The following is a 25582-nucleotide window of genomic DNA, read 5'->3' as shown; positions in this document are numbered from 1 at the left end:
GGAGCCGCTGCGCCCGGATCAGTCCCGGAGCGAAGGAACCCGAGCCTGCGAGGGCCGAACGCAGGAGCTAGCGTTTTTTGCTTACTTTTTTAGGCGCTTGTAAAAAAGTAAGTCGCCGTCAGGCGAAACCGCCAGCCGCAGCACCCGAAACAACGGATATTCACCCAAAACCCCACCAACACGGTCGGCCCAAAGGCCGCCGAGTTCACCCAGCCTCAACCCGAGGCTTGGGAAACAGATTATCGAGAGTCTCCAATAACCTGACGTGATAAATCGGCTTGCGAAACAGATCCAGCACCTGCAACCGCAACATATCGCTGACATCCTCCATATCCGCATGCCCCGACATCACAATCACCGGCAAATGCTCACGCGACGTATGCTCACGCAGCCGCTTGATCAACGACATGCCAGACTCCTCGGGCATGCGCAGATCAGTAATCACCAAAGCAATATCCGGATGCAGGGTCAGATGATGCAACGCCAGCTTCACCGACGTCGCGGTATGACAGGTAAACCCCTCCCCCTCCAGCAACTCCGCCAACTCCAGCAACGCGTCTTCTTCATCATCAACCAGAAGCAGTTGTTGGCGGGACGACGAAGACGCGTTCATAGGCAATACCTGAATACTGAAAGGTAAATCCAGTGTAGTGCGATATCAGCCAGGTGCAGTATTCACAAGCATCAAGGTGTTGGCCGAGTAACAGCCGTTCCATCGAGCGAGGTCAAAACATTGTTGAAGATCGCCAGCACCCTGTCTCCGAGCGGGGTAACGAATGCGACAACCACCACCGCCACCATCGCCACCACAATCGCATACTCAATCGCCGAAGCACCCTCTTCGCTTCGGGCAAACGCGCGAGCCTTGGCCAGCAGATAATCGAAAGTCATACGAAACATAGCTCCACTCCTTCGCGCCTCTGGCGCCGACATCACTACCGCGGCATGGTTCCACCGTGCCACTAGAGCATTGTCAACAAACCCCCGCCCAACAACTGTAAGAACGCATTAATCACAAAGCATTAATTCCAGCGGGGCGCGCCATTCCCTGCTGTTAATAGGCCAGGACTCCTACTTTGCGGGCTTATTTGCCTGTCATTAATGGCGCTTTTGCTTGGATCAGCTAGCTTGGAAATAGCGAAATAGTTGCATGTTCATAGCTGCCGAATCAGTACGCCTTTCGCAAGCAAATGCAGTCGGTTGTGCAGCAGGAAAGGGAGAGCCGTCATGAACAGTCGCGTCACCATGGGCCTTGCCGCGTTGCTGTTGCTCGGCGCGGTTTTTGTCGGTTACTGGGGGCTGGTGCTCAGTCGTCAGCCGGCCCCGGTCGTCGAGGCACCCGAAGCCCCAACGGTCAGTGTTGAACAGACTGTCGCGATTGCCGAAGACCAGACCCGCCAACCGGTGGTGGTGCTGCTTCACGATGTGCCGCCGTTCACGCCGTTGACCGCCGCCGATGTCACCGTGGAAAAGTTGCGCAGCGCACCGGCCGGCAGCCTCAGCAGCGTCGAACAAGTTGTGGGCCGTACGCCATGGCGACACCTCGGCGCCGGCACCTGGCTCAACGACGAAAGCTTCCAGGCCGGCGGCGCGCTGGCGCGGATGATTCGGCGCGACGAACGCGCACTGACCGTAGCCGTCGATGAAGTGATCGGTGGCGCCGGACAATTGCTGCCGGGGGATTACGTCGATGTGCTGCTGTACCTGCGTGAGGACGCGAGCAACCTGCAGCAGTCGGCGCAGATCGCCGTCCCGGCCTTGCGCGTGCTCGGGATCGGCGATCACTACGGCCTGACCAACGACGGCCAACCGGCATCGCCCAACCTCAGCGCCGAAGAAAAAATCAAGCAGGATCAACGCCGGCTGGCCGCACGCACCGTGGTGCTGGCGGTGCCGGAACAACTGCTCAGTCGCCTGATGCTCGCCACTCAAGTCGGCACTTTGCGTCTCGCGGTGCGCAGCAGCGAAGAACAACGGCTGGCGAAATACTGGGCCGGCGAAACGCAATCGCCCGCGCATCTGGATCGCGCCAACAGCCAGCTTTTCCAGTTCACCCAACTCGCCCTGGGCAGCGCCCAACGAGCACCTGCCAGCGCCAGTGCCGGCGCGGCGCCCAGGCCTGCGGTGGAAATCATTCGCGGCAACCAGATCAGCCAACAAACCCCATGACTGCGCAAGGATTCAGGTGCATGCAGAGTCGACTCAGACCGACATTGAAACCGGCGCTCCGGGCCTTGCTGTTGTTGGGATTGTCGATGGACAGCGCCCTCGCGGCGGTCGGCAATTGTTCGGCACTGCCACGCCTGCCCTCGGTGATCGAGATCGGTGAAGGCTTCCAGCAGGACATGCAGTCACCGGTGGCGATCACGCGGCTGGCGGTCGGCGATCCGAAAATTGCCGACGTGCATGCCAATGGCGGTTCGTCCTTTCTGCTCACTGGCGTCGGCCCCGGCGCGACCAGCCTTATGGTCTGGACCGCCTGCTCGGCGCAGCCACAGCAAGCCATGGTCTTCGTCCAGGGCGCGGCGACCACGGCGCTGACCAGCAGCGTGCCGTCCGACGATCCGACTTTGCCGTCGCAGGTGCAGACCGACATTCGTTTCGTCGAAGTCAGCCGCACCAAACTCAAGGAAGCCACCGCCTCGCTGATCGGCACCCGCGGCAATTTCCTGTTCGGCTCGCCCGGCACGCTGCCACCGATCGATGGCGTGCCGCAGCCTCGGCTGCCGGTGGATAACTCGCTGTTCAATTTTTCCTGGGTCGGCGGCAAGACCATGGCGATCATCAACGCCCTGGAAACCAGCGGTTTCGCCTACACCCTGGCGCGACCAAGTCTGGTGGCGTTGAACGGGCAGAGTGCGAGCTTCCTTGCCGGTGGTGAAATCCCGATCCCGGTACCCAGTTCCGGCAGTGACAGCGTGTCGATCGAGTACAAGGAGTTCGGCATCCGCCTGACCCTGACACCGACCATCATCGGCCGCGACCGCATCGCTTTGAAGGTCGCCCCGGAGGTCAGCGAACTGGATTTTGCCAACGCGGTGAACATCGCCGGCACCACTGTTCCGGCGCTGACCATTCGCCGTACCGACACCAGTGTGTCGCTGGGCGATGGTGAAAGTTTTGTCATCAGCGGTTTGATCAGCACCAGCAACAGTTCGCAGGTAAACAAGTTTCCCGGCCTTGGCGACATCCCCATATTGGGCGCATTTTTCAAAGGCTCGCAGATCAAACGCGAAGAGCGCGAGCTGCTGATGATCGTCACCCCGCATCTGGTCCAGCCACTGGCGGCGGACGCGCGCCTGCCGTCGTTGCCGGGCGAGAAACTGCGCAACTACGACCCCAACTTCTATCGCATGTTCTTCCTCGAGAACGGTAACTTCGACAAGCGCAGCGGGTTGTCGCAATGAACCAGAACCTCAGTCAGACCTTCCTCGCCATCACCCGCAACAGCACCGATCTGGAATGGCTGCAAAGCGCCCTCGCGCCATTGGGCCAGGTGGTCAGCGCCGGTGCCGGCAGCCTCGACGAACTGCTCGCGCTGGTCGATGTGACGTTCGCCAATCTGGTGTTCGTCGGCCTCGATCGCGAGCACGTCGTGGCGCAAAGTGCGCTGATCGAAGGTGCGCTGGAAGCCAAGCCGATGCTGGCGATCGTCGCCCTCGGCGACGGCATGGACAATCAACTGGTGCTCAATGCGATGCGCGCCGGCGCGCGGGATTTCGTCGCCTATGGCTCACGCTCCAGCGAAGTCGCCGGTCTGGTACGGCGCCTGAGCAAACGCCTGCCGGCCGTCGCGCCCAACACGCAGCTCGGCGGGCTTACCGTGATGTATGGCGTGCAGAGCAGTTCCGACGGTGCCTTGCTCGCCAATCACATGGCCATGGTGGTGCAGAAGAGCGGCCAGCAAACCCTGCTGCTCGACCTCGGCCTGCCCCGTGGCGACAGCCTCGCATTATTGGGGCTGGAGAGTTCGTTTCACTTCGGCGATGCCCTGCGCCACCTACGCCGCCTCGACGCCACGCTGATCGACAGCGCCTTCACCAGCGCCGACCACGGCCTGCGCATTCTTGCCTATGCCAGCACTGACGAACCGCTGGAAACCACCAGCGCTGCCGAGCTGTACATGCTGCTCAGCGCTTTGCGTCAGCACTTCCAGCACATCGTCGTCAATCTCACCGGACAGGCCGACAGTGAGGCGTTGCGCACCTTCGTCAGCCATTGCGACAAGCTGCTGTGGTACACCGACCAGAACGTGCTCAATTGCCGACGCAACCTCGCCGTGCTCAACCAGTGGCGCGAGAAAGGCATGAAGCTCGAGCACGGGCGCTTGCTGATTGATCGTTACCTGAGCAATGTCGCACCCGACTCCGAGACCTTGGGCAAGACCTTCAATCTGCAAGTCATCGCCGTGCTGGCGTTCAGTCCCGACGTGCGCCTGAACGCGAAAAACCAGGGCGTGAGTCTGTTCGAACTGGCGCCGCGGGAGAAACTTACCCAGAGCCTGCGCGCCCTCGGCGAACGTCTGGCCAAGCGTTCCGAAGGCCTGAGCAAACCGAAAGTCACCTGGTTCGATCGTCTGCGAGGTAACTCATGAGCGCAGAAAAACTCTTTGGCGCTACGCCACGCGGAGCGATCGGCAACAGCGATCACGAAGGCCTGAAACTGGTCCTGCACCGCTACATCATCGACGCCATCGAGGAGTCGGGGAAAAACCTGCTGGAAGGTTCGCGCCAGCAACTGGCGCAGTTCGTCACCGACAAGGTCGCCGAATACATCGCCCGTTTGCATCTGGCAATCTCGCGCTACGAGATGGAGCGCCTCGGCGAAGAAATCGTCGACGAGCTCACCGGTTTCGGCCCGCTGGAAGTCCTGCTGCGCGACCCGTCGGTGACGGAAATCCTGGTCAACGGCCCGCACCGGGTGTTCATCGAGCGCGACGGCGTTTTGCATCAGAGCGATCTGCGTTTTATCGATGCGCATCACGTCGAGCGGGTCATGCAACGCATCCTTGCGCCGCTCGGCCGCCGCCTCGATGAGTCCTCACCGATGGTCGATGCACGCCTGCCGGATGGCAGCCGGGTCAATGCGATCATTCCGCCGATTGCCCTCGACGGCCCGTGCCTGTCGATCCGCAAGTTTCGCAAGGACATGCTCAACAGCACCGACCTGATGGCGATGCAGACCATCGATCTGGCGATTTTCGAATTCCTGCAGAACGCCGTGGGCAAGCGCTGCAACATCCTCATCAGCGGCGGCACCGGCACTGGCAAGACCACGCTGCTGAACATTCTCAGCCAACTGATCAACCCGCACGAACGGCTGGTGACCATCGAAGACGTCGCCGAACTGCAACTCGGCCATCCGCACGTGGTACGTCTGGAAACCCGCCCGCCCAATGCCGAGGGCCACGGCGAGGTCAAGGCCAGCGACCTGATTCGCAACGCCCTGCGCATGCGGCCCGACCGGATCATTCTCGGTGAGATCCGCGGCGTCGAAGTGGTCGACGTGCTCACCGCAATGAACACCGGCCACGACGGTTCGATGAGCACCGTGCACGCCAACAATGCCCAGGACGCGCTGCTGCGACTGGAGACGCTGGTCGGACTGACCGGGCGTTCGATTGCCGAACGCACATTGCGCCAGATGATCTGCGCCGCTCTTGACGTAATCATTCAACTGACACGCATGCCCGATGGCCGACGCTGCGTCAGCGAAGTGGTGGAAGTGGTCGGCATTCGGGAGGACGTCTACGTCACCAACACCCTGTTCCGCCTGGACCGCCGTACCGGTTTCGGATTCCTGCGCGAAGCGGTCAACCCGGCCGGCGACAAGCTGCGCCACGACGCTCACCTGGGCTGACGGCGAGGAGCACGCAGATGCTGGGACCGATCATTCTTATCGCCATCTGCCTGACGCTGCTCGGGCTGTCGATCTATCTGTTCCTGCAAGGACTGCGCAAGACCGCGACGGAAAAAGTCCTCAACCGCCTCGCCGCCGGGCAACCGCAACAGACCGTCGAACACACCAGGTGGGTGGGGCTGGAACGCATGTTTCTGCGTGCCGGACTGGGTCGGCCGAGCGAGCGTCTCGGCCTCTGGCTGAGCCTGTGGGGGGCGGCGTTGGGTTTGGGATTTCTGCTCGCCAGTTGGGTCGGTTTGCTGATCATGTTGATCGTGCCACCGGTGGCGTTGCGGCTGTACATCGCGATTCGCTACCGGCGGCGCATCCGCCGCATGATCGAGCAATTGCCGCAATTGCTCGACCATACGGTGCGCAGCCTGAAGTCCGGGCGCACCCTCAGCGATGCGGTGCTGGGCGGTATCGAAGCCAGCGAGGATCCGCTGAAAACCGCCATGGGCCGGGTGCAGCGCAACGTGAAATTGGGGGTGAATCTGCCTGATGCAGTCAGCGATTTTGCCGAACTCTACGAGCAGGACGAATTGCGCATGTTCGCCCTCGGCCTGAAGGTCAATCATCGCTACGGCGGCAACGCCAGTGAGCTGCTGGAGAACCTGATCAAACTGATCCGCGAGCGTGACCAGGGCGCTCGGCAGTTGCGCGCGCTCACAGGGGAAACACGTATGACCGCCTGGGTTTTGGGTTTGCTGCCGCTGATTCTGGTGAGCTATTTCATGCTGGCCAACCCCGGCTACATGCTCGGCATGTGGCACGACGAAAGCGGCCAGACCATGCTGCTCAGCGCCGCCGCGTTGCAGGTGCTGGGCAGTCTGGCGCTGTGGCGCATGTTGCGGAGCGTTTGAGATGGTCTGGCTCGCCGCGTTGCTGTTGCTGCTCGGTTCGCTGTTATTGGTGGGCAATCACCTGCTCACCGAGCGCCGCCGCGTGCGTCAGGTGCATCAGCGCTTGCAGGGCCAATTGGTCCGGGAGAACCGCTTCGGCCACTGGCTGCGCGCACTGGGCAACAGCCGTTTCGGCCGGCGTTCGGTGAGCATCGACAGCGAAACCCAGACCCTGCTCGGCCGCCTCGGCTGGCGTCGTGCCAATGAACGCGCGCTCTTCGCCGCTTGCCAGATCGGCACGCCGCTGCTCGCTCTGGGGCTGGCGATCTTTCTGCAGGAAGTGTTTTTCCCGCAGACCAGCCACCGCTGGATGGCGCCGATGTTCGCTGCTGGCGGCGGCTATCTATTGCCCAAACGCCTGCTCGCCTACGCCGCCGCGCGCCGGCAGAAAACCATCGCCGTGGAAATCTCTACGTTCATTCCGCTGCTGCGCATCCTCTTCGAATCCGGCATGGCGGTGGAACAAGCCCTGCGCGTGCTCAGCGTCGAGGCGCAAAAACTGCTGCCGGAGCTGACCAGCGAACTGCGCCAGATCCTCAGCCGCGTCGACTCCGGTCTGGAGCTGGGTCAGGAGCTGAACAAGACCGCGGTGATGCTCGCGGTGGACGAATTCACCGACACCTGCGTGATCCTTCAGCAACTGATCCACCAGGGCGGCGGCGCGATGAAATCGCTGCTGGCGCTCAAGCAATTACTGGATGACCGACGCCTGACCCGGCTGCAGGAATACATCTCGAAAATGTCCGCGAAGATGTCGGTGGTGATGATGCTGTTTCTCTTTCCGGCCCTGCTCATCGTACTGGCCGGCCCGGGCTTCACCGCCATTGCCCGCGCCTTCGCAAACTGACCTTGGCTCATGGAGAGCGTTTGATGAAAGTACTGATAGTCATGGCAAGCCTGTTGCTGCTCAGCGGTTGCGCCACGGACGGCCAGGCGCCATGGACCTCGCTGCTGTCGCCGTCCAGCTGCAGCAAACTTACGTCGGAGCAGGAACTGTCACTGAACCTCGCCGATGATCTGGCCAGCGACGGCAAGCTCCACGCCAGCCTGGCCAACCTGCAAAGCCTGCCGGACAACCTCAGCGAAGTGCGCCTGCGCAAGGCCAAGGTCTATCGCCTGCTCGGTCGCAGCGAGGCAGAACCGCTCTACCGCAGCCTGCTCGGCGGCTGCCTCACCGCCCAGGCCGAACACGGCCTCGGCCAGGTCTACGCCGCCCGTGGCGACAACGGCCAGGCCCAGGCCCACCTGCAACGCGCTGCGCGTCTGGCACCCACCGACGAAAAAATCCGCAATGACCTTGGCGTGGTCTACCTCAACCAACTGCGTCTCAACGAAGCTAAATTCGAATTCCTCACCGCGATCGAACTGAGCCAGAACAATCAACTGGCGACCCTGAACATGGTCACCCTGCTGCTCTACCAGAACGACTGGCCACAAGCCGCCGAAATTGTAAGCCGCTCGAAACTGACCCCGGAGCAATTCACCGAAGCGCAGCAACGCGCGGAAAAACTCAAAGCGCCAACCCACGCCAAAGCCACACCCGGCGACCGCGTCGCCGCCGTCATCGACCCGCTACCGCCGACGCTCAAGTAAGGAGACAGCCATGAACATCCGCAAAGGCCTGTGCTACCTGACCCTGCTCACCCTGCCCCTCAGCGCCCACGCCATCGACGCAGGCCCCGCTTCAGCGCAGCAGCAGGAAACCGAAGGCTGGCTGGTCCTGCAAAGCCGCAACAAAGCCGCCTCGGCAAAACCCCAAAGCGCCACCGCCACCGAACGCGAACTGGCGATGCAGCGCTGGCTGAAGAAATACCAGTACGAGATTCCGGATTTCTATGATCCGGATGCGGGCGGGAAGATCGAGAGCAAGAATTAGTTTGGTGGTGACCTTGAGGGCCCCTTCGCGAGCAGGCTCGCTCCCACAGTCGACCGTGTGCTTGCTGTGGGAGCGAGCCTGCTCGCGAAGAACGATAACGCGGTTTCAAGTCTGCGGATCAACCCGATCCAGCGCCCGATTCACGGCCAGCTCGGCCAGCATGACAATCTGCTGAATCGCCAACGCCGTGCTGCGCTGGAATCCGCTCAACTCGCCAGCGAAATTACTGGCCATGGCACTCGCTGACGCCAGCGACTCACAGGCATGCGCCAACAGGCTTTCGGTATCGACATTGGGCACCACCATGAACAGCGTGCTGGGCGGGTGCGGCTTTGCGGGTTCGGGGCAGAGATAGAAATCCAGCGCGCGTTTTATCGCTTCGCGGTTTTTCACAAGATCGTCGGCGCGCATGGCGTCTTCGAGCGGGGTGGTGGGGGATGGGGGTGGGTCTGGGATCAGTTTGTCCATGAGAACTCCTACTTGGCTGTGACGCCCTCTTCTGTCGTTTCCACACGACAAAAGGTGGCAGCTGTACGCAGGGTGGAAAACCGATAAGTAGGCAACCGGCCAGACCGAAGTCTGCCCACGCACAGCCGCCGCGACACAGTTTGCAGACGAACGAACACGCCGACAATGTTTACGGTAGCGATGCAAAGCAACTACTTGAATTTCAGGTTTCCACACCTGGCCGCTGAGTTGTCAGCGACAGCCAGAGACTAGTGACCCGACGTCCGACGGACAACCTGAAAACCTTGTGGGAAGGTTCTGGCAAATCAGACACAGATTTACACAATCAAAATCAAAAGCACCCTCACCCTAGCCCTCTCCCAGAGGGAGAGGGGACTGACCGGGTTGTTTGGATGAGGTATGCCAACCTGAGATACCGAGTCGAATGCAGATTTTGAACAACCCGCAAATCGGCTCCCTCTCCCTCGGGAGAGGGCTGGGGTGAGGGGAAAATCCACCACAAAACCAAAGCCAGACACCGCATGCTTTTCACCACTCAAAACAATGAGCGCAAGCTCGAGTAGCTTTTGATCTTGATCTGGGAGCCCGTCGGCAGGCTGAGCGGAGGGATTGATCCGGGCGTGGGAGCGCAGCGACCGTCTGGCGCAGCCAGACACAGCGGAAGGAGGTGCAGCGAAGCAAACCGGAGCCGCTGCGCCAGGATCGATCCCGCAGCGAAGGAACCCCGAGCCCCAGCGAGGGGCCGAACGTCAGGGCGAAGACCTTTTGGTTACTTTTGGGGCGTTTGCCAAAAGTGACCCGCCGTAAGGGCGGAACCGCCAGCCGCAACACCCAAAAAAACGGATATTCACCCCAACCACCCAAAGCATGGTCGGCCCAAAGGCCGCCAAGTCAATGCGCCGTAACCCGCTGCCGCCCCGCCGAACTACCAGGAGAAAGCGCCAAAGCCAACTGCGTCCGATTATGCATATGCGTCAACCGCAAAACCTGCGACACATACAACTTCACCGTGTTCTCGGTAATCCCCAACTCACAGGCAATCTGATAATTGGTCTGCCCCTTGCCCACCAACCGCGCCACATCCAACTGCCGCGGCGACAACTGACTGAACACCGCCGGCATCTCGGCAGACTCAGGCTCACCCTCACTCACCACCGGCGCGGGCGAGCGCCGCACCTTGTCCAGATCCTGATAAAGGTCATCAATCGACTCGGACAAAAACTGCAACTTCTGATTCAGATGCCCCAGATGCAGATTCTTCTGCCGCTCCTGCAAAGCCAGGTCCTGACGCTGTACGCCTTCGAGCAACTCAGCCAGATCAATCGGCTTCTGATAGTAATCGGCAATCCCCGCACGCAACGCCTTGATCACATCCTGCTTGTCGGCGCGCCCGGTGAGCATGATCGCCTCGAACACCCGCTGCTTGCCGGCCAGCCGCTGCAACGCCTGGATCAACTCGATGCCATCCATGTCCGGCATGTGCAAATCGCTCAGCACCAGACCGATGTCCGGGTCCGCCCTGAACAGCTCGATGGCTTCCAGACTCGAGTCGCACGGCACGCAGCGGTAGCCACTGCTCTCCAGAAACTCACACAGCTCTTCGACGATCAGCGGCTGATCATCGACCACGAGGATTTTTACCGCATTAGGCTTGTTCACGAACCACTCCATTGCTCGGGCCAACGCTGACGATTCCTGCACTTTGGTGGCGTATTCGCCTGAATTGAAAGTAGACCCACTTTCCGACTATGTACATAGGACTAGTGGCACCGCGCGACTAGCCAATCCAGTACAGCGAAAACACCACACCGATCAGCACGAACGGTGCAAATGGCAGCTTTTTTGACTTGTCAGGGGCCAGATGGCGCAAAGGCTCCGTAAGCCCTTGACCCATATGAGGCCAGACTTTTGGCGCGAGCAGCAGCCACAACACGCTGGCCACGCCCGCGCCGATAAACGCGCCGAGAACAAAGATGCCGTTCGTCGCAAGACCCAGGGCTGTCATTAATTTCACATCGCCGGCGCCCATGCGGCCGAGGAAATAACCGGGTAATGTCAGCAGCAAAGCGATCAGACACGCCCATCCACCCTGCCCCGCGTCAGCGCCCAGCCAGGTGCTGCCGGTCGCCAGCAACCAGACCAGCGCCAGCGCGCCCACGCCTAACGTCAATGCGTTGGAAATGCGCCGCTGCCGGGCATCTTGCGCAGCACAGATCGCCAGCCAGATCAGAACAAGAGAAATCTGCATCCGCTAAAAGCCGTCCGTTTTGGCTGAATGATTCTATGCTGATACTACGCAGTGACTGTCAGGGTAGACGCACGCATGAAAAACGGCTTCCGCAGGTCGCAAAAAGGTGCGGTGGCGATCGAATTCGCCTTGGTGTTCATCATCTTTTTCGCGGTGTTTTACGGGCTGGTCAGCTACGGCCTGCCCTTCGTGATGATGCAATCGTTCAACCAGGCCACCGCCGAAGCGGTACGTCGCAGTGTCGCGGTGGACCCGACCACGCCGAACTATTCGACGGTGGTGGTCAACACTGCCAATGCCGCGCTGAGCCAACAACTGCAATGGCTGCCCTCGGCCCTGAATCTGGTGGTCGGGGTCGACACCAGCTCAGCATACGACACGGGTACCGGCACCCTGACCGTCAGCGTCAATTACCCGGTGAGCAAGCTCAATCAGATCATGCCGTTTCTGGTGCTGCCGGGCATTGGCACAGTGCCCAATCTGCCCACGCACCTGACTGCCCGCTCGAGCCTGCAATTTTGACCGCCGGCGATAAGCTCTTCGGGCGTTTGCTCAAGCGTGCGCCCAGCGCGGTCCTGGAGCTGCCGGACCGCCTCGGCGCGCCGCCCACCGGACTGCATCTGTATCTGAATGGCGACGGCGAGGTGTTGCAGATCGCCGGCCCGCTGCGGCATTTGCTCGCCCAGCACAAACTCAACGACCAACCGTTGCCGCTCAGCGCCTATCTGCTGCCCCATAGCCTGCTGACCATCGAAGGTCAGCCGCGGGACTGGCACGGGCAATTGCTCGATCTCGACTTCCCCGGCCTGAATGATCAGCCGCTGCACTTGCGCGGGTGGGTGCAACCACTGGGTGACGGCTGGCTGCTGCAGCTGCTCGACATCGCCGACCTGCTGCTTGAACGTCAGCAATCGCGTGATCGCGACGCCTGCCAGACCCTCGCCGCGCAGGTCAGCGATCATCTGCGCACATGCAGTCTGACGCGTCTGCCGACGGTGCTCGGCGAACAATTGCAGGCCATCGCCCAGCGCTGGCATATCCCCTGCCTGGCCGTGGCGCTGCTCGATGAACAGGCACAGGGCTGGCAGATTCATCAACAGTTTCGTGGCCATGACGCTCCACAATTGTGGGAGGACGGTCAGCCATTGGGCACGCCGCTGGACAGCCTCAACGGGAGCGCGCCGCAACGCCTCGCCGGCCAGCAGGGCCGTTATGAACACTCGCGATTGCAGGCCACGTTCGGCAATGCCAACGGTTTCGCCGTGCCTTACAGCAATGATCAAGGCGTGGTTGCGTGGCTGCTCTGTGGGTTTTACACGGTCGACAACGTGGCGCCATGGCTGACCGATCGCGACTGGCTGACCCTGGCCGGCGCACTGGCCGGGCCGTTGCTCAGCCGCTTGCGCGAGCAGCGCCATGTGCAATCGATGGAGCGTCTCGATTCCCTGCAACACCTGCTCGGTACCGGCTGGTGGGAAATCAGTGCCGACGGGCAGATTGCACTGGCGCCGTCACTGGCCTCGGCACTGGACCTCAGCGACCGCACGCTGGCGGTGGAGGACTGGCTGATGCTGTTCCATCCCGCCGACCGCGACGAGTTGCGCAGCCGTTTGCGGGCCCTGCAACTGCAAGGAGAAGCGCTGACCCTGAGCGTACGCCTGCACCGTGCGGATGTCGGCGCAACCGCGACGTGGTACCGGATTCAGGGCCAGGTCAGCGGCACGGGTGAGCATCGGCGTCTGGTCGGGTTCATGCTCGACATCAGCGATATCCAGAATCAACAACAACGGGCCGCCGCTGCTCATGCGCGGCTGGACAATCTGATCGCCAGTTCGCCGGCGGTGATCTACGTGCAGCGTTATCAGGAAGGCGCGCTGATCCCGGCGTTTTTCAGCGCCAGCCTGCAACCCCTGCTCGGCTGGACGCTGGAAGACTGCGACGCGGCAGCGCTGGTCGAGCGCGTGCATCCCGACGACCGCGAACTGTATTTCCAGCGCAACCGCGAGTTGCTGCGCGAGGGTTCGGTGCGTACGCGTTATCGCTTGCGTGACAGCCGTGGCGACTATCACTGGCTGCTCGATGAAGCAAAATTGCTGCGCAACGATCTCGGTCTGCCGGTGGAGGCAGTGGGCCTATGGCTGGATGTTACCGACGCCACCCTCGCCGCCGAGCAGGTCCGCCAGAGCGAAGAGCGCTACCGGATTCTGGTCGAGGACTCGCCAGCGATGATCTGCCGCTATCGCCCGGACCTGACGCTGATCTTTGGCAACCGACCCTTGGCGACTTATCTGGAATGCTGCCCGGAACAACTGCCCGGGGTAGATCTGGGCGGCTGGATGTCCGAGGAACAGCGCGGCGCTTTTGTGCAGCGCCTGAGCCAACTGACCCCGGAACAACCGGTGAGCACTGCGGAAATCAACCTGCAACTGCCCGGACGCGAACACGCCTGGTGGGTGTGGTCGGATCGCGGCGTGTTCGATGAGCGCGGCCAGTTGATCGAGGTGCAAGCCGTGGGCCGCGACAACACCGAAGTGCGCCGCTCGCAACAGCAACTTACGCAAAGCGCGAAAATGGCCACCCTCGGCGAAATGGCCACCGGCCTCGCCCACGAGATCAATCAGCCTTTGAATGTGATGCGCATGGCCATCGTCAACGTGCTCAAGCGCCTGGGCAACGGTGATGTGCAGGTCGATTATCTGACCGACAAACTCAAGCGCATCGATGCCCAGGTGCAACGCGCAGCGAAAGTGGTCGACCACATGCGCGTCTTCGGTCGGCGCTCGGAAATCGAACAACAACTGTTCAACCCGGCCCAGGCTATCGAAGGCACTTTGTCGCTGCTGGCCGAGGGCATGCGCGGTAAAGGTGTCGACCTGCGCATCAGCGAGACCGGTTTCGAGGCGCAAGTGCGCGGCTACGTCGATCAGCTGGAACAGGTGCTGATCAACCTGATGGTCAACGCCCGCGACGCGCTGCTCGGCAAACGCGACAGCGACTCAGCGTTCAAGCCATGGATTTCGATCTACGCCGAGCGTGACGAAGAAAGCGTGCGCTTGTGGGTCGAGGACAACGGCGGCGGCATCGATCCGCGTTTGCTCGAGCGGATCTTCGAGCCGTTTTTCACCACCAAACCGATCGGCGTTGGCACCGGCCTGGGCTTGTCGGTGAGCTACGGCATCATCGCCAACATGGGCGGCCAGTTGAGCGTGCGCAACTCGGCAGAAGGCGCGCGGTTCTGCATCGAACTGCCGATCGCCAGCGACGATCAGATCACCAGATAAGCCTTGCCGGTCTGCCCGCAGGTCATGTTGGCGCCCACCTCGGTGTTCATCAGATTGATGCCCAGGCCTTGGAGCAGATTGTTCAGCAGCGGGTCGAGCAAGGGGCTGATCAACCCGGTGACCACCGGCAACAGCCGGTTGGTGACATCGCTGATCAAAGAGGCGACGCCCGTGACGATGGCGCCCAGCGGATTGCTGCCGACGGGTTTGTAAACGATCAGGTTGATGCCGGACAGGGTGTTCGCCAGACTGCCGACGATGTTGCTGGTCGGCGCGGCGGGCAGCAGACTCGGCGGCAGTTTTAGATTGGCCGGGGTGGCGAAGGGCGTGGTACTGGAGAACAGCAGGTTCTGCGTGGTTTGCGCGACGCTGGTGTCGAGTTTTAGGGCGATGCCGCCAGCGCCGTACTGGACGCGGGAGGCGGCATCGCAACTGCCGATGCCGATGCCGAGGATCCTGTGGCAGGTGATGATGCCGAGATCGACCAGCGGCAACGGCGCCACCGTTGGTTCGGCGACTGAAGAGAACGCCGCGACGGGATCGATCCTGCCGAGTTTGAGATCAGCCAGAGAAGTCGTGGTGGCGGCAGTCAGGCTTTTGCTGTCGGTATCGCCGGTCGGGCAGCGGTAATCGGTGACATAGCTTTTCGCCCCGCCGGCATCCAGGGCGATATCGATTTGCGGCGACGGCAGCAGTTTCGGATCGAGCTGTTCGCAACCGGCACCCAACAGGCAGAGCACTGAGTTGAGCGTGTCCACCAGGTTCAGGCTCAGCAATGCATTGAGTGTCGGCGTCAACGTACCGACCAGGCCGAGGACTGCATTGGTCAACCCGGTCACCCCGTTCAGCACCGGCAAATTCACCGACAACAGCGTGCGCACCTGCGCAGTGCGTACATAAATCCGATCGGATCCCAATGGATCGGCCTTGGCCCGCGCCGGGTCGCCAATCGCCGAGAACTGCGGCGGCTCGATCACCTTCACCCGCACCGTGACACCGGCCAGCCCCAGCACATTGACCGGCAGGGTCGCCGCCACCGCGCTCTTGCTGTTGGCCAGTTGCACCACGCCTTGCACCAGTTGCAGCAATTGCAGATTGGCATCCAGTCCCGCCGCCGTTGTGCCGGTTTGCAATTGCAGGATCTCGCCCAGTCTGACCGGCGCCGCGTTGATCGCGGCGACCTGCAACTGCCCCAGCGCGGTGATCACTTGCGCGGTCGCGCCGTTGAGTTGCACCACCGTCGCCGCTGCCTGAATCAGTTGCGTCACTGTTGCCTGGGTGTTGAGCAACTGCGTGTAGTTGCCGGCGCCGACGTTGAGGTTGATCGCCAGTTGATCGAGGTATCTGAGCAGGTTGATGTCGGTATGCAGCAAACCGTCCCAGCCCAACGCCGTGAGGTTGACGTTGCCGCCGAGCAGCCCGGAAAACAGCGGATTGAGGATGTTCGACTGCGCCGTGTCGATGCTGGCGAGGGTGCTGCGAATATTCAGTTGGGCGACGGTCGGCTGCGGTTTGGCGGCAACTGCCGAAGCATTGAGTGTGGTGTTGAGGCTGACCGGCGTGGCGCTGAACAGCGCCTGCACACCGCCGGCAAAACTGGTGGTGACCGTGCGGCTGGCGGTGACTTTCACCGCAGCCGCTTGTGTGGCATCGACGGTGAAACTGCGCAAACCGCTGGCAGCGGTGGCCAGCGTGCCGCAGGTGGTCGCGAGTGTATTGGCGGCGTCCACCACGTAACCATTGCGCAGCGCACTTTGCCCGGCATAACTGGCGGCGGTCAGCCCGGGCAGGCAATTGCCGCCGCGACTGACCGCTTCGAGGGCGGCGGTATCAACCACCCGCTGCAATTTGCGCTGTTCCATGTACAGGCGACCGCTGTCGACCACCAGCAACATCATCACCAGCGCCAGACTCAGAGTGGCAGCCGCCATCAAGCCGATCGCCCCGCGTTGCCGGGCCGGGCCGTTGCATTGCGATCCTCGCGACATGGCGCACTCCTGTGCCGGCGCAGTGCCGAGCTACCTGCGTTGGTGACAGTGAGTGTAGACGCGGCTGCTGGCAATGCGCTCCTGCATGGCAAATCACCGTAGGAGCTGCCGAAGGCTGCGATCTTTTGATTTTCAGAGGCAAGATCAAAGGATCGCGGCCTTCGGCAGCTCCTACAGGGAATTTGCGTCTGGGCGGGAAAAGGGCCGTTCATTCAACGCGGTGGATAGTTCGCCAGAATCCGCGCCACGGTCTCGCGAATGGCATTGCTGCGATCCGCCGGATTCGGGCGGCTGCTGAGCATCTGTTCATCGCTGCCGCGCCAGACCAGTTTGCCGTCCTTGCCGTCGAGCAGGTCGATCTGAATGGTCGCGACCTTGTAGGTGATGTTGCGCGTTTCGTTGTACATCGGCGCGCCCCAGTAGCCGTTCCACGGTCCGCCCCAACCGCCGCCGTAATTGGTCGTCACCTGCTGCTGCCGATCCTCGACGATCAGGTAGGTCTGCACATTCAGATCACCCTTGCCGCCGCCAGCCGCCGGGCGCAAACCGCGCTGATCGAGTTGATCGGACACCGCCTGGCGGATGCGCTGTTCGGTCAGGTCACTCTTGATGCGCGGATCATCGGGGCGGTATTGCAGGGCCGGATCTTTCCAGCTCCAGCTGCGATAAGCGGCAAAGTCGCGGCTGGCGTCGAAGTCGTGATTGACCTGGTTGGCAGCGCAGGCACTGAGCAGCGCGGCAAAAGCGAGTAGAGCGAGACGGCGGAACATGGTTTTTCTCCGGGTGAAGACATGAACCTGCTGACACCAAGTCAGCTGGGAGGATACGCCGCCATGGCTTTTTCCACAGCCTCGCGAATCGCATCGGCGCGTTCGCTCTGATTGCCCTGGGTGCCGGTTTCGGCGCTGGCGCTCCACACCGGCTGACCGTTGCCGGCATCGAACAGATCGACCCGCACCACCACGACCTGCTCCTGATAAGTGCGCACGATCGGAACGGAGTTGTACATGCCGTAACCGCGACCATAACGATCATAGCCGCCGTATCCGCCGTAGTAGCCGTAATCGTCGCGGACCTGGCGCAAGCGGGTTTCCAGATGCAGATCGGCGCTGACCAGCAGGTCGGCCGGGCGGTTGTCGCGCATCGGCCGCAAGCCGCGCTGGTCGAGGGCGTTGCTGACCGCCTCGGCCACTTGCGCCGAATCGGCCCACGCCGTGCCCGGCGGCAACTGCCCGTTGCGCCAGGCCCAGTTGCGGTAGCGCCCGTAATCACGCGGCGGCGCCGGGTAGGCGCTGCGGTCGAAGGTGGTGGCAGCTTGCGGCGGTGCCGGCGGCAAGGGCCGCGACTGCGCCACGTAGGGGTTGCTGCCCTGACAGGCGGCCAACCCCAGACACATCAGCAATAACCCGCATTGAGCTTTCATGTCGCGCTCCGCTCAGATCGGCCGGCAGATCCAGTGCAAGTAACGCCCAAGCCCGGCGAAGCCTGGGTGACGACGGTGCGCGAGTTCCATTTCCAGCAAGTCCGCCAGTTCGGCGCGGGCCTGGAATTCCACCGGCATGTAATCGTGAAATACCCGTACGCCGCTCTGACTTTCGACCTGCCACATTCCGGCGAGTTGCGTCGCCAATTCCCGTGGATCGAGAGGCTGTTGCGGAGTCAGGCTCTGCTTTTCGCCAGCCATGACGTTCTTGCGCATTTTCTTGAAATGGCCTTTGAGCAGATTGCGATAAATCAGCGCATCACGGTTGTAGAACGCCAGCGACAGCCAGCCGCCGGGCGCGGTCAACTGATGCAGCACCGGCAGGATCGCGTGGGGCTCGGCGAGCCATTCCAGCACGGCGTGGCAGATCACCAGATCGTAGGGCTCGGTGAGCTGACCGGGCAGTTCCTGCCATGGCGCCTGAATGAACGTCGCGCTTTGTCCGGCCTCGGCAAAACGCTGACGCGCACCTTCGAGCATCGGCTCGGCGGGCTCGGTGAAGGTGACGTCATGACCGCGCTCGGCCAGCCACAGAGACATGTGCCCCAGGCCCCCGCCGATATCCAGCACGCGCAGCGGCCGATCCGGCAAGGCCTCGGTCAGATCGGCCTGTAATACCGCGAGGCGAATCGCGCCTTTGGCGCCGCCGTAGATTTTTTCGGCGAAGCGCGTGGCCAACTGGTCGAAATGACGGTCGCTCATCAGCTGAACCGCCGTTCGCTGTCGGCGAGCTTGGCGCGCACCACTTCATTCATGTCCAGACCCAACTCGCTGCACAGCAGCAACAGATACAGGACGATATCGCCGACTTCCTGCCCGGCATGGGCGAGTTTGTCCGCCGGCAACTGGCGCGACTGGTCTTCCGTCAGCCACTGGAAGATTTCCACCAGCTCGGCCATTTCCACGCTGGCGGCCATGGCGAGGTTTTTCGGGCTGTGAAATTGCCGCCAGTCATTGCGGTCGCGAATGGCGTGCAGGCGTTCGGTCAGTTCAACAAGGTTCATCGGGCTCTCCTGAAGACGCATAGCTTCGGGGGGATGGGTGCTGAAGGCAAGCAGCGCAGATGATCAATTGTGGGAGCGAGCCTGCTCGCGAAGGCGGTGGATCATCCAGACCGGATTTGCCTGACACGCCCCCTTCGCGAGCAGGCTCGCTCCCACACATGATCCGGGCAAACCTTCTATCATGCAGGGAACTCGGACGCCCTCCTCGTGGCCCAAGGCTCAGCTCTTTCATCAGGGATGCACACATGCGTGTAGAAAGCTTTTTCGAATGGCTCGGCCAGGCACTCGGTTCGGTCATCCGCTTCATCGTCGATGGCCTCAGCGGTCTGTTCAGCATGCTCAGCAACGCTGGCGGCAATTTTGTCGACGGCCTGGCGCAGACGCTGGGGATGGACACCTCGATCATCAGCATCATCGCGCTGATCGTTGGCCTGATGCTGTTGTGGTCGGCGATCCGGGCGTTCATGAATGCGTCGATCATTGCCGGGATCATCTGGTTGCTGCTGGGGTTGTGGTTGTTGAGCTGGATCATCCATTAACCCACCGCCCCCTGTAGGAGTGAGCCTGCTCGCGATCGCGGTATGTCATTCGAAGCTTGTGTGACTGAACGGGCGCTATCGCGAGCAGGCTCACTCCTACAGTAAATTGCGTTAATCGCTACAATCCCCGCTCCCCCAAGGAGCCTGCATGTCCTCTCTGCTTACCGACTGGCGCGACCGCCCGACTCACCGCAAGGTATGGGCGCTTGCCGCGCCGATGATCCTGTCCAATATTTCCGTGCCGCTGGTGGCGCTGGTCGACAGCACCGTCATCGGTCACCTGCCGCACGCCCATCAACTCGGCGCGGTAGCGGTCGGCGCCAGTCTGTACACGTTCCTGGCCTGGGCGATGGGTTTTCTGCGCATGGGCACCACCGGTTTTGCCGCGCAAGCTGCCGGGCGCAGCGATGGCGCGGCGTTGCGCCAGATTCTGTTGCAGGGCCTGTTGCTGGCGATGGGGCTGGCGGTCGTGCTCGGCTGTCTCGGTGTGCCGCTCAGCGGTGTGGCGCTGCACTTCATGCAGCCGTCAGCGGAACTGGAGCAACTGACCCGGGAGTTTTTCCACACGCGCCTGTTCGGCCTGCCCGCAGCGCTGGCGACGTACGCGCTGGTCGGCTGGTTCCTCGGCACGCAGAACGCGCGGGCGCCGCTGGCGATTCTGCTGAGCACCAACCTGATCAACATCGTCCTCAATCTGTGGTTTGTCATCGGCCTGGACTGGGGCGTGGTCGGCTCCGCCCGCGCTTCGGTGATCGCCGAATGGAGCGGCGCCCTGCTCGGCCTGTGGCTGACGCGCACGGCGTTGCGCGCCTATCCGGGGCAGATCATCTGGTCGGCGCTGAAAGTCTGGCAGAGCTGGCGCCCGCTGCTGGCGGTCAACCGTGACATCTTCATCCGCAGCCTCGCCCTGCAATCGGTATTTTTCCTGATCACCGTGCAAGGTGCCCGGCTGGGCGATGCGACCGTGGCGGCCAACGCGCTGCTGCTTAACGGCCTGCTACTGACGGCCCACGCACTCGATGGACTGGCCCACGCTGTTGAAGCCTTGTGCGGGCATGCCATCGGCGCGGGGGATCGCCTGGCACTGCGTCGGTCACTGGTGGTGGCCGGCGGCTGGTCGCTGATTGCCAGCCTCGGCTTCGCCGTGCTGTTTCTGCTGGCCGGACACTTGTTCATCGAGATGCAGACCGACATCCAGAGTGTGCGCGACACGGCGTTCGTCTACCTGCCTTATCTCGCCGTGCTGCCGCTGATTGCGGTGTGGAGTTACCTGCTCGACGGCCTGTTCATCGGCGCCACCCGCGCCCGGGAAATGCGCAACGGCATGCTGCTGACGGTGCTGCTGTTGCTGCCGTTCGCCTGGCTATTGCAGGACCTGGGCAATCACGGCCTGTGGATATCTTTCCTGCTGTTCATGGTCTTGCGCAGCGTGACCCTTGGCGCGCAAGCCCTGTGGCTGAAACGCAACGATGGCTGGTTCAGCGGCAAGGCTCACTGACGGAAACGGTCAGTCCGCCGCGCCCCACTGCCGACGTAGATGGTCGAGCCGTTCCTGCTGGGTCAGACCGGCCGGCGGCGCAACCAGCACGGCGCGCGGGTGCAGCAGGCGCAGCCACAGCCAGCCATCGAGCACAACGCGATCGCTGAAACCCAGCGCCAGACCTTGTTGCACATGCACAGAGATCGTCTGGTAATCGGTGCTCAGAGACTGGCACCAGCGCCAGATGTGTTGCTCCAGCAGGCAGCTTTGCAGGCGTTCGCGCTGGCGTCGGGTCAGGCTTTCTTCAACGCCCAGCGGCTCGACGAGCAAGCCGGGATTACGCAGTTGTTGCCAGCCCTGACTGCCAATGGCGCGGTCGGCCCAGGTGCCGCCAAACCAGCGCAACTGGCGAATCGGCCCGAGCCAGCGACTCAGTTGCTCGGCGTCGCAAGCGTCGAAGAAGTAGCTGGCGGTCTGGCGGTTGTAATAGCTGAGCAAGGCTCGGTGATTCAAACCGAAGGAGACGGTGAGCATGCGCTGCAAGTGGCTGATCAACTGCTGCGCCGGTATCTCGCAGCTCAGCAACAGGCCGCGCCAGGTGTCCGGGTCGCGCAGGCACAAGGCGGTCAATGCCGGACTTTCGCGCAAGTCAACGAGGACCGGGCCGTGCTCGCTGACCGGTTGAAATTCGGTGCCGTCGAACAACCGGTGACGCTGCACATCGGCGAACCCCTGGCGCAAGGTCTGCAGGGCGCGTGCCGCGTCCGGGGTATCGAGCAACAGCCATTGCGCCATGGGTTCAAGCGCCGCGCCGCTCATCGTGCGCTGCTCTGATCGAGCGCGGTGAGCAGCCGGCAACTGCACACGGACTCGGCGCAATGATTGAAGCTGCCTCCGCCCGGCATCAGGCACAGCAACAGCAGCGGCTCACCCGACTGCAACAGTTGCTGCAACCCGTCACTGACCAGCAGCTCCGGCAGCGCTGACGGCGCATCGTCCCCGACCGCATCCTCTGGCAACACCGAGGGCTGGAGAACGCCACTGACCACCGGTTGATCAGGATCGCCTTCAAGAAAACTCACCACGACCTCCACGCCTTCGGCCAGCGCCGCCGAAGGCAAATCGCTCAGGGTTGGCGCGAGCGGCAGCCAGCAATGGCTCGGCGCTGCGCCCTCGCCCTGATAGAGCCAGTCGAATTGCACCGCGACCGGCCGCGAGCAATCAGGTTGCGCTTCATCGACAGAGACCACCCAGGCACGCTGCAGGCTGTGCATGCGTTGCTTGGGTTGCGTAGCGGCGGGTGCACAGACTGGCACCCGCGCGGCCGCGAACAACCGATTGCCATAGGGCGGTTCGAGAGACTGATCGGCACGGTGTTCGATGCGGGTCAGCAACCATGGGCGGTTGCACTCGATGAACGGATGGCCGTCCAGCGGCAACCACTGACCGCTGCGCAGCGCTGGCAAATCGCTGTGCCCTTCGGCATTCGGTCCGCGCTGGCTGGCCTGTGAGTCTTCGTGCAGCTGCCATTGGCGCACGGCTGGAGCGACGCAATGGTGCTCATGCTCGCCCTGATAGTGCGCGACGTCTGCACGGGGCATCCGCGTCGGATCGTCGCCGAATACCAGGCAATGCCGGTCACGGTGATGCTCGAAGTAATAGTGAATGCGCGCCTCTGCGCACAGGCGCTGGAGCAGTTGCAGATCGGATTCGTGATACTGCGTGCAGAAGGTACGGGCCGGGTAGTCGCGGTGCAGGTCGAAGCGTCGTTGCAGGCCGACGACGCCGTGCTCGCGCAGGACCTGCTCGATGATCTGCGGAACAGAGCGGCCGCTGAAAATGCGCTGACTGACGCGCAATTCGAGGCAGCCAAGCTTCGGCCCGAGACGCACTCGGCTCAAGCGCAGACCATGGCCGTGTTCATGCTGGACAAGGCTGTGCAATTGCCCGTGCACACCCTGCCCGGGCGGGCCGAAGCACAGGAACGCGGAACGATGCAGCAGACCGGCGAGATCAAGGTGCGGATCGTCGATCACCACATCGATCTCGAAGACAAAGGGTTCGCTGAGCGCCTCCCTTCCGGTAAAGGCCAGAACTTCGAAGGGGTCGGACAGGCCCGCTACATCGAGACGAAACGACGGCTCGTTGACTGGATCGAACATGGGCGGATCTCTACAGGAGGGGCGGCCGGGGATTCTCGCCGAGAGGCATGGCCGAGTAGAGAGGCGAAGTACAACTTAGGAAATGACCTACGCGAAAAGCAGACCAGATGAGTTTGCTGACTTTGATAGCAAAGGTTTTCGTGAAAAAATCAGGAGATGTCCCACCGGGTCGTCCGAATTTTCCACAGCTTGCGGAAAAAAAATCGGACAACCCGAGCGGAACGCTATCAGGTCTCAGGAAGACAGATAGGAAGAGCGGGTCAGGCCCAGACGCAAGGCATCGAGGAACTGCGTGCGCTCGCTGGCACTGATGCGGGCACTGGCGCACTTGTCGCGGTAGTGGGTCATCAGTTCTTCCGGCGACAAGTGCACGTAACGCAGCATGTCTTCGATGGTGTCATGGGTTTCGATACCGGCGTGGTACACGCTGCCGTCGGCGTTCTGGTAGATGTTCACCGAGTCGGTGTCACCGAACAGGTTGTGCATGTCGCCGAGAATTTCCTGATAGGCGCCGACCAGGAACACGCCCAGCAGGTAGTCCTCGCCTTCGTTCAACGCGTGCACCGGCAGGCTGGTTTCGATGCTCTGCTCGTCGACGTACTGGTTGATCTTGCCGTCGGAGTCGCAGGTCAGATCCTGCAGCACCGCGCGGCGCAGCGGCTCTTCGTCGAGGCGGTGCAGCGGGATGATCGGCAACACCTGATCGATCGCCCAGGTGTCCGGCAGGCTCTGGAATACCGAGAAGTTGCAGATGTACTTGTCGGCCAGCTTGTCGTTGAGTTCGTCGAGCACCTGGCGGTGCGAACGCTGGCGGGCTTTCAGCGAGTTGTGCAGGCGCCGGCATACGGCGAAATAGCATTGTTCCGCCAGGGCCTTTTCCGCCAGGGTCAGCTTGCCATCGGCATATTGCGCCGCGACGTCACTCATGTAGTGAGTGGCACGCCAGTAGGTTTCGGTGACCATTTCAATGTCGGTCGGGCCGAGCAGGTCCACCAGCCATTGCACGGTTTCAGGCAGGCTCTCTTTGTTTTCGATCAGCGGGATTTCGTCGTTGTGTTTCTCGACGTCGGTGACCTGCACCACCAGCATCGCGTGGTGCGCGGTCAGCGAACGGCCGCTTTCGGAGAAAATGTGCGGATGCGGCAGGCTCTGCGCATCGCAGAACTCCTTGAGCATGCCGACCACGACACCGGCGTAATCGTCCATGTCGTAGTTGATCGAACTGGCGTTGCGCGAGTGGGTACCGTCGTAGTCGACACCGAGGCCGCCGCCGACGTCGATGTGATCCACCGGCAGACCGAGGTTGCGCAATTCGCCGTAGTAACGGATCGCTTCCTTGAAGCCGTGCTGGTAGTCAGCGAGGTTGGCGATCTGCGAACCCATGTGGAAGTGCAGCAGGCGAATGCCCTGATCCAGACCGGCGCCACGGAAGCGCTCGACCACCGACAGCAGTTGCGCCGCCGACAGACCGAATTTGGATTTCTCGCCACCGGTGTCCGCCCATTTCGACGAGGCCAGTGACGACAGGCGCACGCGCAGCCCCACCTGCGGCTTGACCTTCAGCGAGGCGGCTTCTTCGATCACCAGGCCGACTTCGGATTCTTTCTCGATGACGATGAACACGTTGTGGCCGAGCTTCTGGCCCATCAGCGCCAGACGGATGAATTCGCGGTCCTTGTAACCGTTGCAGACGATGGTGCCGCCCTTCGGCGCCAGCGCCAGCACGGCCAGCAGCTCAGGCTTGGAGCCGGCTTCCAGACCGATGGAGACGTTCTGGGTGGCGATGATGTTCTCGATCACCGCTTCTTGCTGGTTGACCTTGATCGGGTACAGCGCAGTGTATTTGCTCTGGTATTCCAGGCGTTCGATGTTCGAATCGAAGGCCCCGGTCAATTGACGGACACGGTCTTGCAGGATGTCGGGGAAACGTACCAGCAACGGCAAGGACAAACCGCTCTTGCGCAGTTGGTCGACTTGCTCGAACAGGTCGATGGGCGAGCTGCTCGGGCCGTTCGGACGTACTTCGACGCGACCGGCTTCATTGATCGCGAAATACCCGGCCCCCCAATGGCGAATCCCGTAAACGCTGCGGCTGTCCGCAACTGTCCATTGGCTGCCATCGTCTTTACGTGTGCGTCGTACGGACATCGAAGTCCCCTATAAAGAAGTCAGAGTGCGTCGCCTGACGTTCAGGCCGGCGCAGTCTAAAGAATGAAAATGACGGTTCGTCAGTGCGGCGGTAGACCGCACTGA

25 protein-coding genes are annotated in these 25582 nt (G+C 62.0%); 12 read left to right on the top strand and 13 right to left on the bottom strand.

All coding sequences use genetic code 11. The features are described from left to right. Window positions 1-205: 205 nt before the first annotated feature. Entirely contained in the window at window positions 206-613 is a 408-nt protein-coding gene (locus J2Y90_RS09260; protein ID WP_253498774.1) for a response regulator, read from the bottom strand. A gap of 71 nt (window positions 614-684) precedes the next feature. Beyond that, on the bottom strand, window positions 685-891 hold the full coding sequence (locus J2Y90_RS09255) for a Flp family type IVb pilin (protein WP_253505103.1): 207 nt from the start codon (window positions 889-891) through the stop codon (window positions 685-687). Between the two features lie 336 nt (window positions 892-1227). Here J2Y90_RS09255 and cpaB point away from each other — a divergent pair, with 336 nt between their 5' ends. The 8 genes from cpaB to J2Y90_RS09215 are packed head-to-tail and all read left to right on the top strand — an operon-like array spanning window position 1228 to window position 8676. Next, window positions 1228-2169 carry a Flp pilus assembly protein CpaB gene (gene cpaB / locus J2Y90_RS09250; RefSeq protein WP_253498772.1) on the top strand — a complete coding sequence of 314 codons (942 nt, stop codon included), beginning with the start codon at window positions 1228-1230 and terminating at the stop codon, window positions 2167-2169. A gap of 20 nt (window positions 2170-2189) precedes the next feature. After that, on the top strand, window positions 2190-3407 hold the full coding sequence (locus J2Y90_RS09245; RefSeq protein WP_253498770.1) for a type II and III secretion system protein family protein: 1218 nt from the start codon (window positions 2190-2192) through the stop codon (window positions 3405-3407). Then, the gene (locus tag J2Y90_RS09240; protein WP_253498768.1) at window positions 3404-4594 is read left to right on the top strand and encodes a pilus assembly protein; all 1191 of its coding nucleotides are present in this window, start codon (window positions 3404-3406) and stop codon (window positions 4592-4594) included. The genes J2Y90_RS09245 and J2Y90_RS09240 overlap by 4 nt, the downstream gene beginning before the upstream one ends. After that, window positions 4591-5859 (top strand): CpaF family protein, encoded by a 1269-nt coding sequence (locus J2Y90_RS09235; RefSeq protein WP_253498766.1) that lies wholly within the window; start codon window positions 4591-4593, stop codon window positions 5857-5859. Before J2Y90_RS09240 ends, J2Y90_RS09235 begins: the two co-directional genes overlap by 4 nt. Window positions 5860-5876: 17 nt before the next feature. Then, window positions 5877-6761, top strand: coding sequence for a type II secretion system F family protein (locus tag J2Y90_RS09230; RefSeq protein ID WP_253498764.1), 885 nt, complete (start codon window positions 5877-5879; stop codon window positions 6759-6761). 1 nt (window position 6762) lies between these two features. Then, a complete protein-coding gene (locus tag J2Y90_RS09225) occupies window positions 6763-7647 on the top strand; it encodes a type II secretion system F family protein (RefSeq protein WP_253498762.1) in 885 nt (294 codons plus the stop codon). Window positions 7648-7670: 23 nt separating this feature from the next. Next, window positions 7671-8393, top strand: coding sequence for a tetratricopeptide repeat protein (locus J2Y90_RS09220; protein WP_253498760.1), 723 nt, complete (start codon window positions 7671-7673; stop codon window positions 8391-8393). 10 nt (window positions 8394-8403) lie between these two features. After that, window positions 8404-8676 (top strand): DUF3613 domain-containing protein, encoded by a 273-nt coding sequence (locus tag J2Y90_RS09215; RefSeq protein WP_253498758.1) that lies wholly within the window; start codon window positions 8404-8406, stop codon window positions 8674-8676. Window positions 8677-8781: 105 nt separating this feature from the next. On the opposite strand, the gene J2Y90_RS09210 is transcribed toward J2Y90_RS09215, so the two are convergent. The 3 genes from J2Y90_RS09210 to J2Y90_RS09200 all read right to left on the bottom strand — a co-directional run bounded on the left by J2Y90_RS09210 (window position 8782) and on the right by J2Y90_RS09200 (window position 11392). Further along, a complete protein-coding gene (locus J2Y90_RS09210; protein WP_076565574.1) occupies window positions 8782-9144 on the bottom strand; it encodes a DUF6124 family protein in 363 nt (120 codons plus the stop codon). A gap of 891 nt (window positions 9145-10035) precedes the next feature. Beyond that, window positions 10036-10815, bottom strand: a complete 780-nt coding sequence (locus tag J2Y90_RS09205; protein ID WP_301291757.1) for a response regulator transcription factor — start codon at window positions 10813-10815, stop codon at window positions 10036-10038. Between the two features lie 106 nt (window positions 10816-10921). Next, complete coding sequence (locus tag J2Y90_RS09200; RefSeq protein ID WP_253498755.1) at window positions 10922-11392, bottom strand: A24 family peptidase; 471 nt, start codon at window positions 11390-11392, stop codon at window positions 10922-10924. A gap of 75 nt (window positions 11393-11467) precedes the next feature. Here J2Y90_RS09200 and J2Y90_RS09195 point away from each other — a divergent pair, with 75 nt between their 5' ends. Together J2Y90_RS09195 and J2Y90_RS09190 are read left to right on the top strand one after the other, a co-directional pair. Beyond that, window positions 11468-11914, top strand: coding sequence for a TadE/TadG family type IV pilus assembly protein (locus J2Y90_RS09195; protein ID WP_253498753.1), 447 nt, complete (start codon window positions 11468-11470; stop codon window positions 11912-11914). Beyond that, window positions 11911-14673, top strand: a complete 2763-nt coding sequence (locus J2Y90_RS09190) for a PAS domain-containing sensor histidine kinase (protein ID WP_253498751.1) — start codon at window positions 11911-11913, stop codon at window positions 14671-14673. The genes J2Y90_RS09195 and J2Y90_RS09190 overlap by 4 nt, the downstream gene beginning before the upstream one ends. On the opposite strand, the gene J2Y90_RS09185 is transcribed toward J2Y90_RS09190, so the two are convergent. From J2Y90_RS09185 to J2Y90_RS09165, 5 genes are all read right to left on the bottom strand, one after another. Then, the gene (locus J2Y90_RS09185) at window positions 14658-16661 is read right to left on the bottom strand and encodes a pilus assembly protein TadG-related protein (protein ID WP_253498749.1); all 2004 of its coding nucleotides are present in this window, start codon (window positions 16659-16661) and stop codon (window positions 14658-14660) included. The genes J2Y90_RS09190 and J2Y90_RS09185 overlap by 16 nt on opposite strands. Window positions 16662-16873: 212 nt before the next feature. Then, window positions 16874-17431, bottom strand: coding sequence for a DUF4136 domain-containing protein (locus J2Y90_RS09180; RefSeq protein WP_042608892.1), 558 nt, complete (start codon window positions 17429-17431; stop codon window positions 16874-16876). A 41-nt stretch (window positions 17432-17472) separates the two neighbouring features. Continuing rightward, complete coding sequence (locus J2Y90_RS09175) at window positions 17473-18084, bottom strand: DUF4136 domain-containing protein (protein WP_253498746.1); 612 nt, start codon at window positions 18082-18084, stop codon at window positions 17473-17475. A 12-nt stretch (window positions 18085-18096) separates the two neighbouring features. Next, on the bottom strand, window positions 18097-18846 hold the full coding sequence (locus tag J2Y90_RS09170) for a methyltransferase (RefSeq protein ID WP_253498743.1): 750 nt from the start codon (window positions 18844-18846) through the stop codon (window positions 18097-18099). Then, complete coding sequence (locus J2Y90_RS09165) at window positions 18846-19148, bottom strand: MazG-like family protein (protein WP_016771852.1); 303 nt, start codon at window positions 19146-19148, stop codon at window positions 18846-18848. Before J2Y90_RS09165 ends, J2Y90_RS09170 begins: the two co-directional genes overlap by 1 nt. A 245-nt stretch (window positions 19149-19393) precedes the next feature. Here J2Y90_RS09165 and J2Y90_RS09160 point away from each other — a divergent pair, with 245 nt between their 5' ends. Together J2Y90_RS09160 and J2Y90_RS09155 are read left to right on the top strand one after the other, a co-directional pair. Next, on the top strand, window positions 19394-19687 hold the full coding sequence (locus tag J2Y90_RS09160) for a hypothetical protein (RefSeq protein WP_253498740.1): 294 nt from the start codon (window positions 19394-19396) through the stop codon (window positions 19685-19687). Between the two features lie 148 nt (window positions 19688-19835). After that, window positions 19836-21185: an MATE family efflux transporter gene (locus J2Y90_RS09155; RefSeq protein ID WP_253498737.1), complete on the top strand. Its 1350-nt coding sequence runs from the start codon at window positions 19836-19838 to the stop codon at window positions 21183-21185. Window positions 21186-21194: 9 nt separating this feature from the next. Here the strand turns inward: J2Y90_RS09155 and J2Y90_RS09150 are convergent, their stop codons facing one another. From J2Y90_RS09150 to speA, 3 genes are all read right to left on the bottom strand, one after another. Further along, window positions 21195-21986: a DUF4123 domain-containing protein gene (locus J2Y90_RS09150; protein ID WP_253498734.1), complete on the bottom strand. Its 792-nt coding sequence runs from the start codon at window positions 21984-21986 to the stop codon at window positions 21195-21197. Continuing rightward, the gene (locus tag J2Y90_RS09145; RefSeq protein WP_253498731.1) at window positions 21983-23329 is read right to left on the bottom strand and encodes a type VI secretion system Vgr family protein; all 1347 of its coding nucleotides are present in this window, start codon (window positions 23327-23329) and stop codon (window positions 21983-21985) included. Before J2Y90_RS09145 ends, J2Y90_RS09150 begins: the two co-directional genes overlap by 4 nt. A 234-nt stretch (window positions 23330-23563) precedes the next feature. Continuing rightward, window positions 23564-25477, bottom strand: coding sequence for an arginine decarboxylase (speA, locus tag J2Y90_RS09140; RefSeq protein WP_016771856.1), 1914 nt, complete (start codon window positions 25475-25477; stop codon window positions 23564-23566). Between the last annotated feature and the right edge of the window lie 105 nt (window positions 25478-25582).

Origin of the sequence: Pseudomonas koreensis, assembly GCF_024169245.1 — a bacterium.
Lineage (GTDB): Bacteria > Pseudomonadota > Gammaproteobacteria > Pseudomonadales > Pseudomonadaceae > Aquipseudomonas > Aquipseudomonas koreensis_F.
Note: the sequence above shows the minus strand (reverse complement) of the source record. Positions and strands in the feature narration are given on the sequence as shown.

Coding starts and splice junctions, on each gene's coding strand:
- J2Y90_RS09220 (WP_253498760.1), top strand. CDS start 7,671: ATGAAAGTACTGATAGTCATGGCAAGCCTGTTGCTGCTCAGCGGTTGC.
- J2Y90_RS09260 (WP_253498774.1), bottom strand. CDS start 613: ATGAACGCGTCTTCGTCGTCCCGCCAACAACTGCTTCTGGTTGATGAT.
- J2Y90_RS09180 (WP_042608892.1), bottom strand. CDS start 17,431: ATGTTCCGCCGTCTCGCTCTACTCGCTTTTGCCGCGCTGCTCAGTGCC.
- J2Y90_RS09160 (WP_253498740.1), top strand. CDS start 19,394: ATGCGTGTAGAAAGCTTTTTCGAATGGCTCGGCCAGGCACTCGGTTCG.
- J2Y90_RS09240 (WP_253498768.1), top strand. CDS start 3,404: ATGAACCAGAACCTCAGTCAGACCTTCCTCGCCATCACCCGCAACAGC.
- cpaB (WP_253498772.1), top strand. CDS start 1,228: ATGAACAGTCGCGTCACCATGGGCCTTGCCGCGTTGCTGTTGCTCGGC.
- J2Y90_RS09210 (WP_076565574.1), bottom strand. CDS start 9,144: ATGGACAAACTGATCCCAGACCCACCCCCATCCCCCACCACCCCGCTC.
- J2Y90_RS09200 (WP_253498755.1), bottom strand. CDS start 11,392: ATGCAGATTTCTCTTGTTCTGATCTGGCTGGCGATCTGTGCTGCGCAA.
- speA (WP_016771856.1), bottom strand. CDS start 25,477: ATGTCCGTACGACGCACACGTAAAGACGATGGCAGCCAATGGACAGTT.
- J2Y90_RS09150 (WP_253498734.1), bottom strand. CDS start 21,986: ATGAGCGGCGCGGCGCTTGAACCCATGGCGCAATGGCTGTTGCTCGAT.
- J2Y90_RS09230 (WP_253498764.1), top strand. CDS start 5,877: ATGCTGGGACCGATCATTCTTATCGCCATCTGCCTGACGCTGCTCGGG.
- J2Y90_RS09215 (WP_253498758.1), top strand. CDS start 8,404: ATGAACATCCGCAAAGGCCTGTGCTACCTGACCCTGCTCACCCTGCCC.
- J2Y90_RS09245 (WP_253498770.1), top strand. CDS start 2,190: ATGCAGAGTCGACTCAGACCGACATTGAAACCGGCGCTCCGGGCCTTG.
- J2Y90_RS09165 (WP_016771852.1), bottom strand. CDS start 19,148: ATGAACCTTGTTGAACTGACCGAACGCCTGCACGCCATTCGCGACCGC.
- J2Y90_RS09170 (WP_253498743.1), bottom strand. CDS start 18,846: ATGAGCGACCGTCATTTCGACCAGTTGGCCACGCGCTTCGCCGAAAAA.
- J2Y90_RS09225 (WP_253498762.1), top strand. CDS start 6,763: ATGGTCTGGCTCGCCGCGTTGCTGTTGCTGCTCGGTTCGCTGTTATTG.
- J2Y90_RS09235 (WP_253498766.1), top strand. CDS start 4,591: ATGAGCGCAGAAAAACTCTTTGGCGCTACGCCACGCGGAGCGATCGGC.
- J2Y90_RS09195 (WP_253498753.1), top strand. CDS start 11,468: ATGAAAAACGGCTTCCGCAGGTCGCAAAAAGGTGCGGTGGCGATCGAA.
- J2Y90_RS09155 (WP_253498737.1), top strand. CDS start 19,836: ATGTCCTCTCTGCTTACCGACTGGCGCGACCGCCCGACTCACCGCAAG.
- J2Y90_RS09255 (WP_253505103.1), bottom strand. CDS start 891: ATGACTTTCGATTATCTGCTGGCCAAGGCTCGCGCGTTTGCCCGAAGC.
- J2Y90_RS09205 (WP_301291757.1), bottom strand. CDS start 10,815: ATGGAGTGGTTCGTGAACAAGCCTAATGCGGTAAAAATCCTCGTGGTC.
- J2Y90_RS09175 (WP_253498746.1), bottom strand. CDS start 18,084: ATGAAAGCTCAATGCGGGTTATTGCTGATGTGTCTGGGGTTGGCCGCC.
- J2Y90_RS09145 (WP_253498731.1), bottom strand. CDS start 23,329: ATGTTCGATCCAGTCAACGAGCCGTCGTTTCGTCTCGATGTAGCGGGC.
- J2Y90_RS09185 (WP_253498749.1), bottom strand. CDS start 16,661: ATGTCGCGAGGATCGCAATGCAACGGCCCGGCCCGGCAACGCGGGGCG.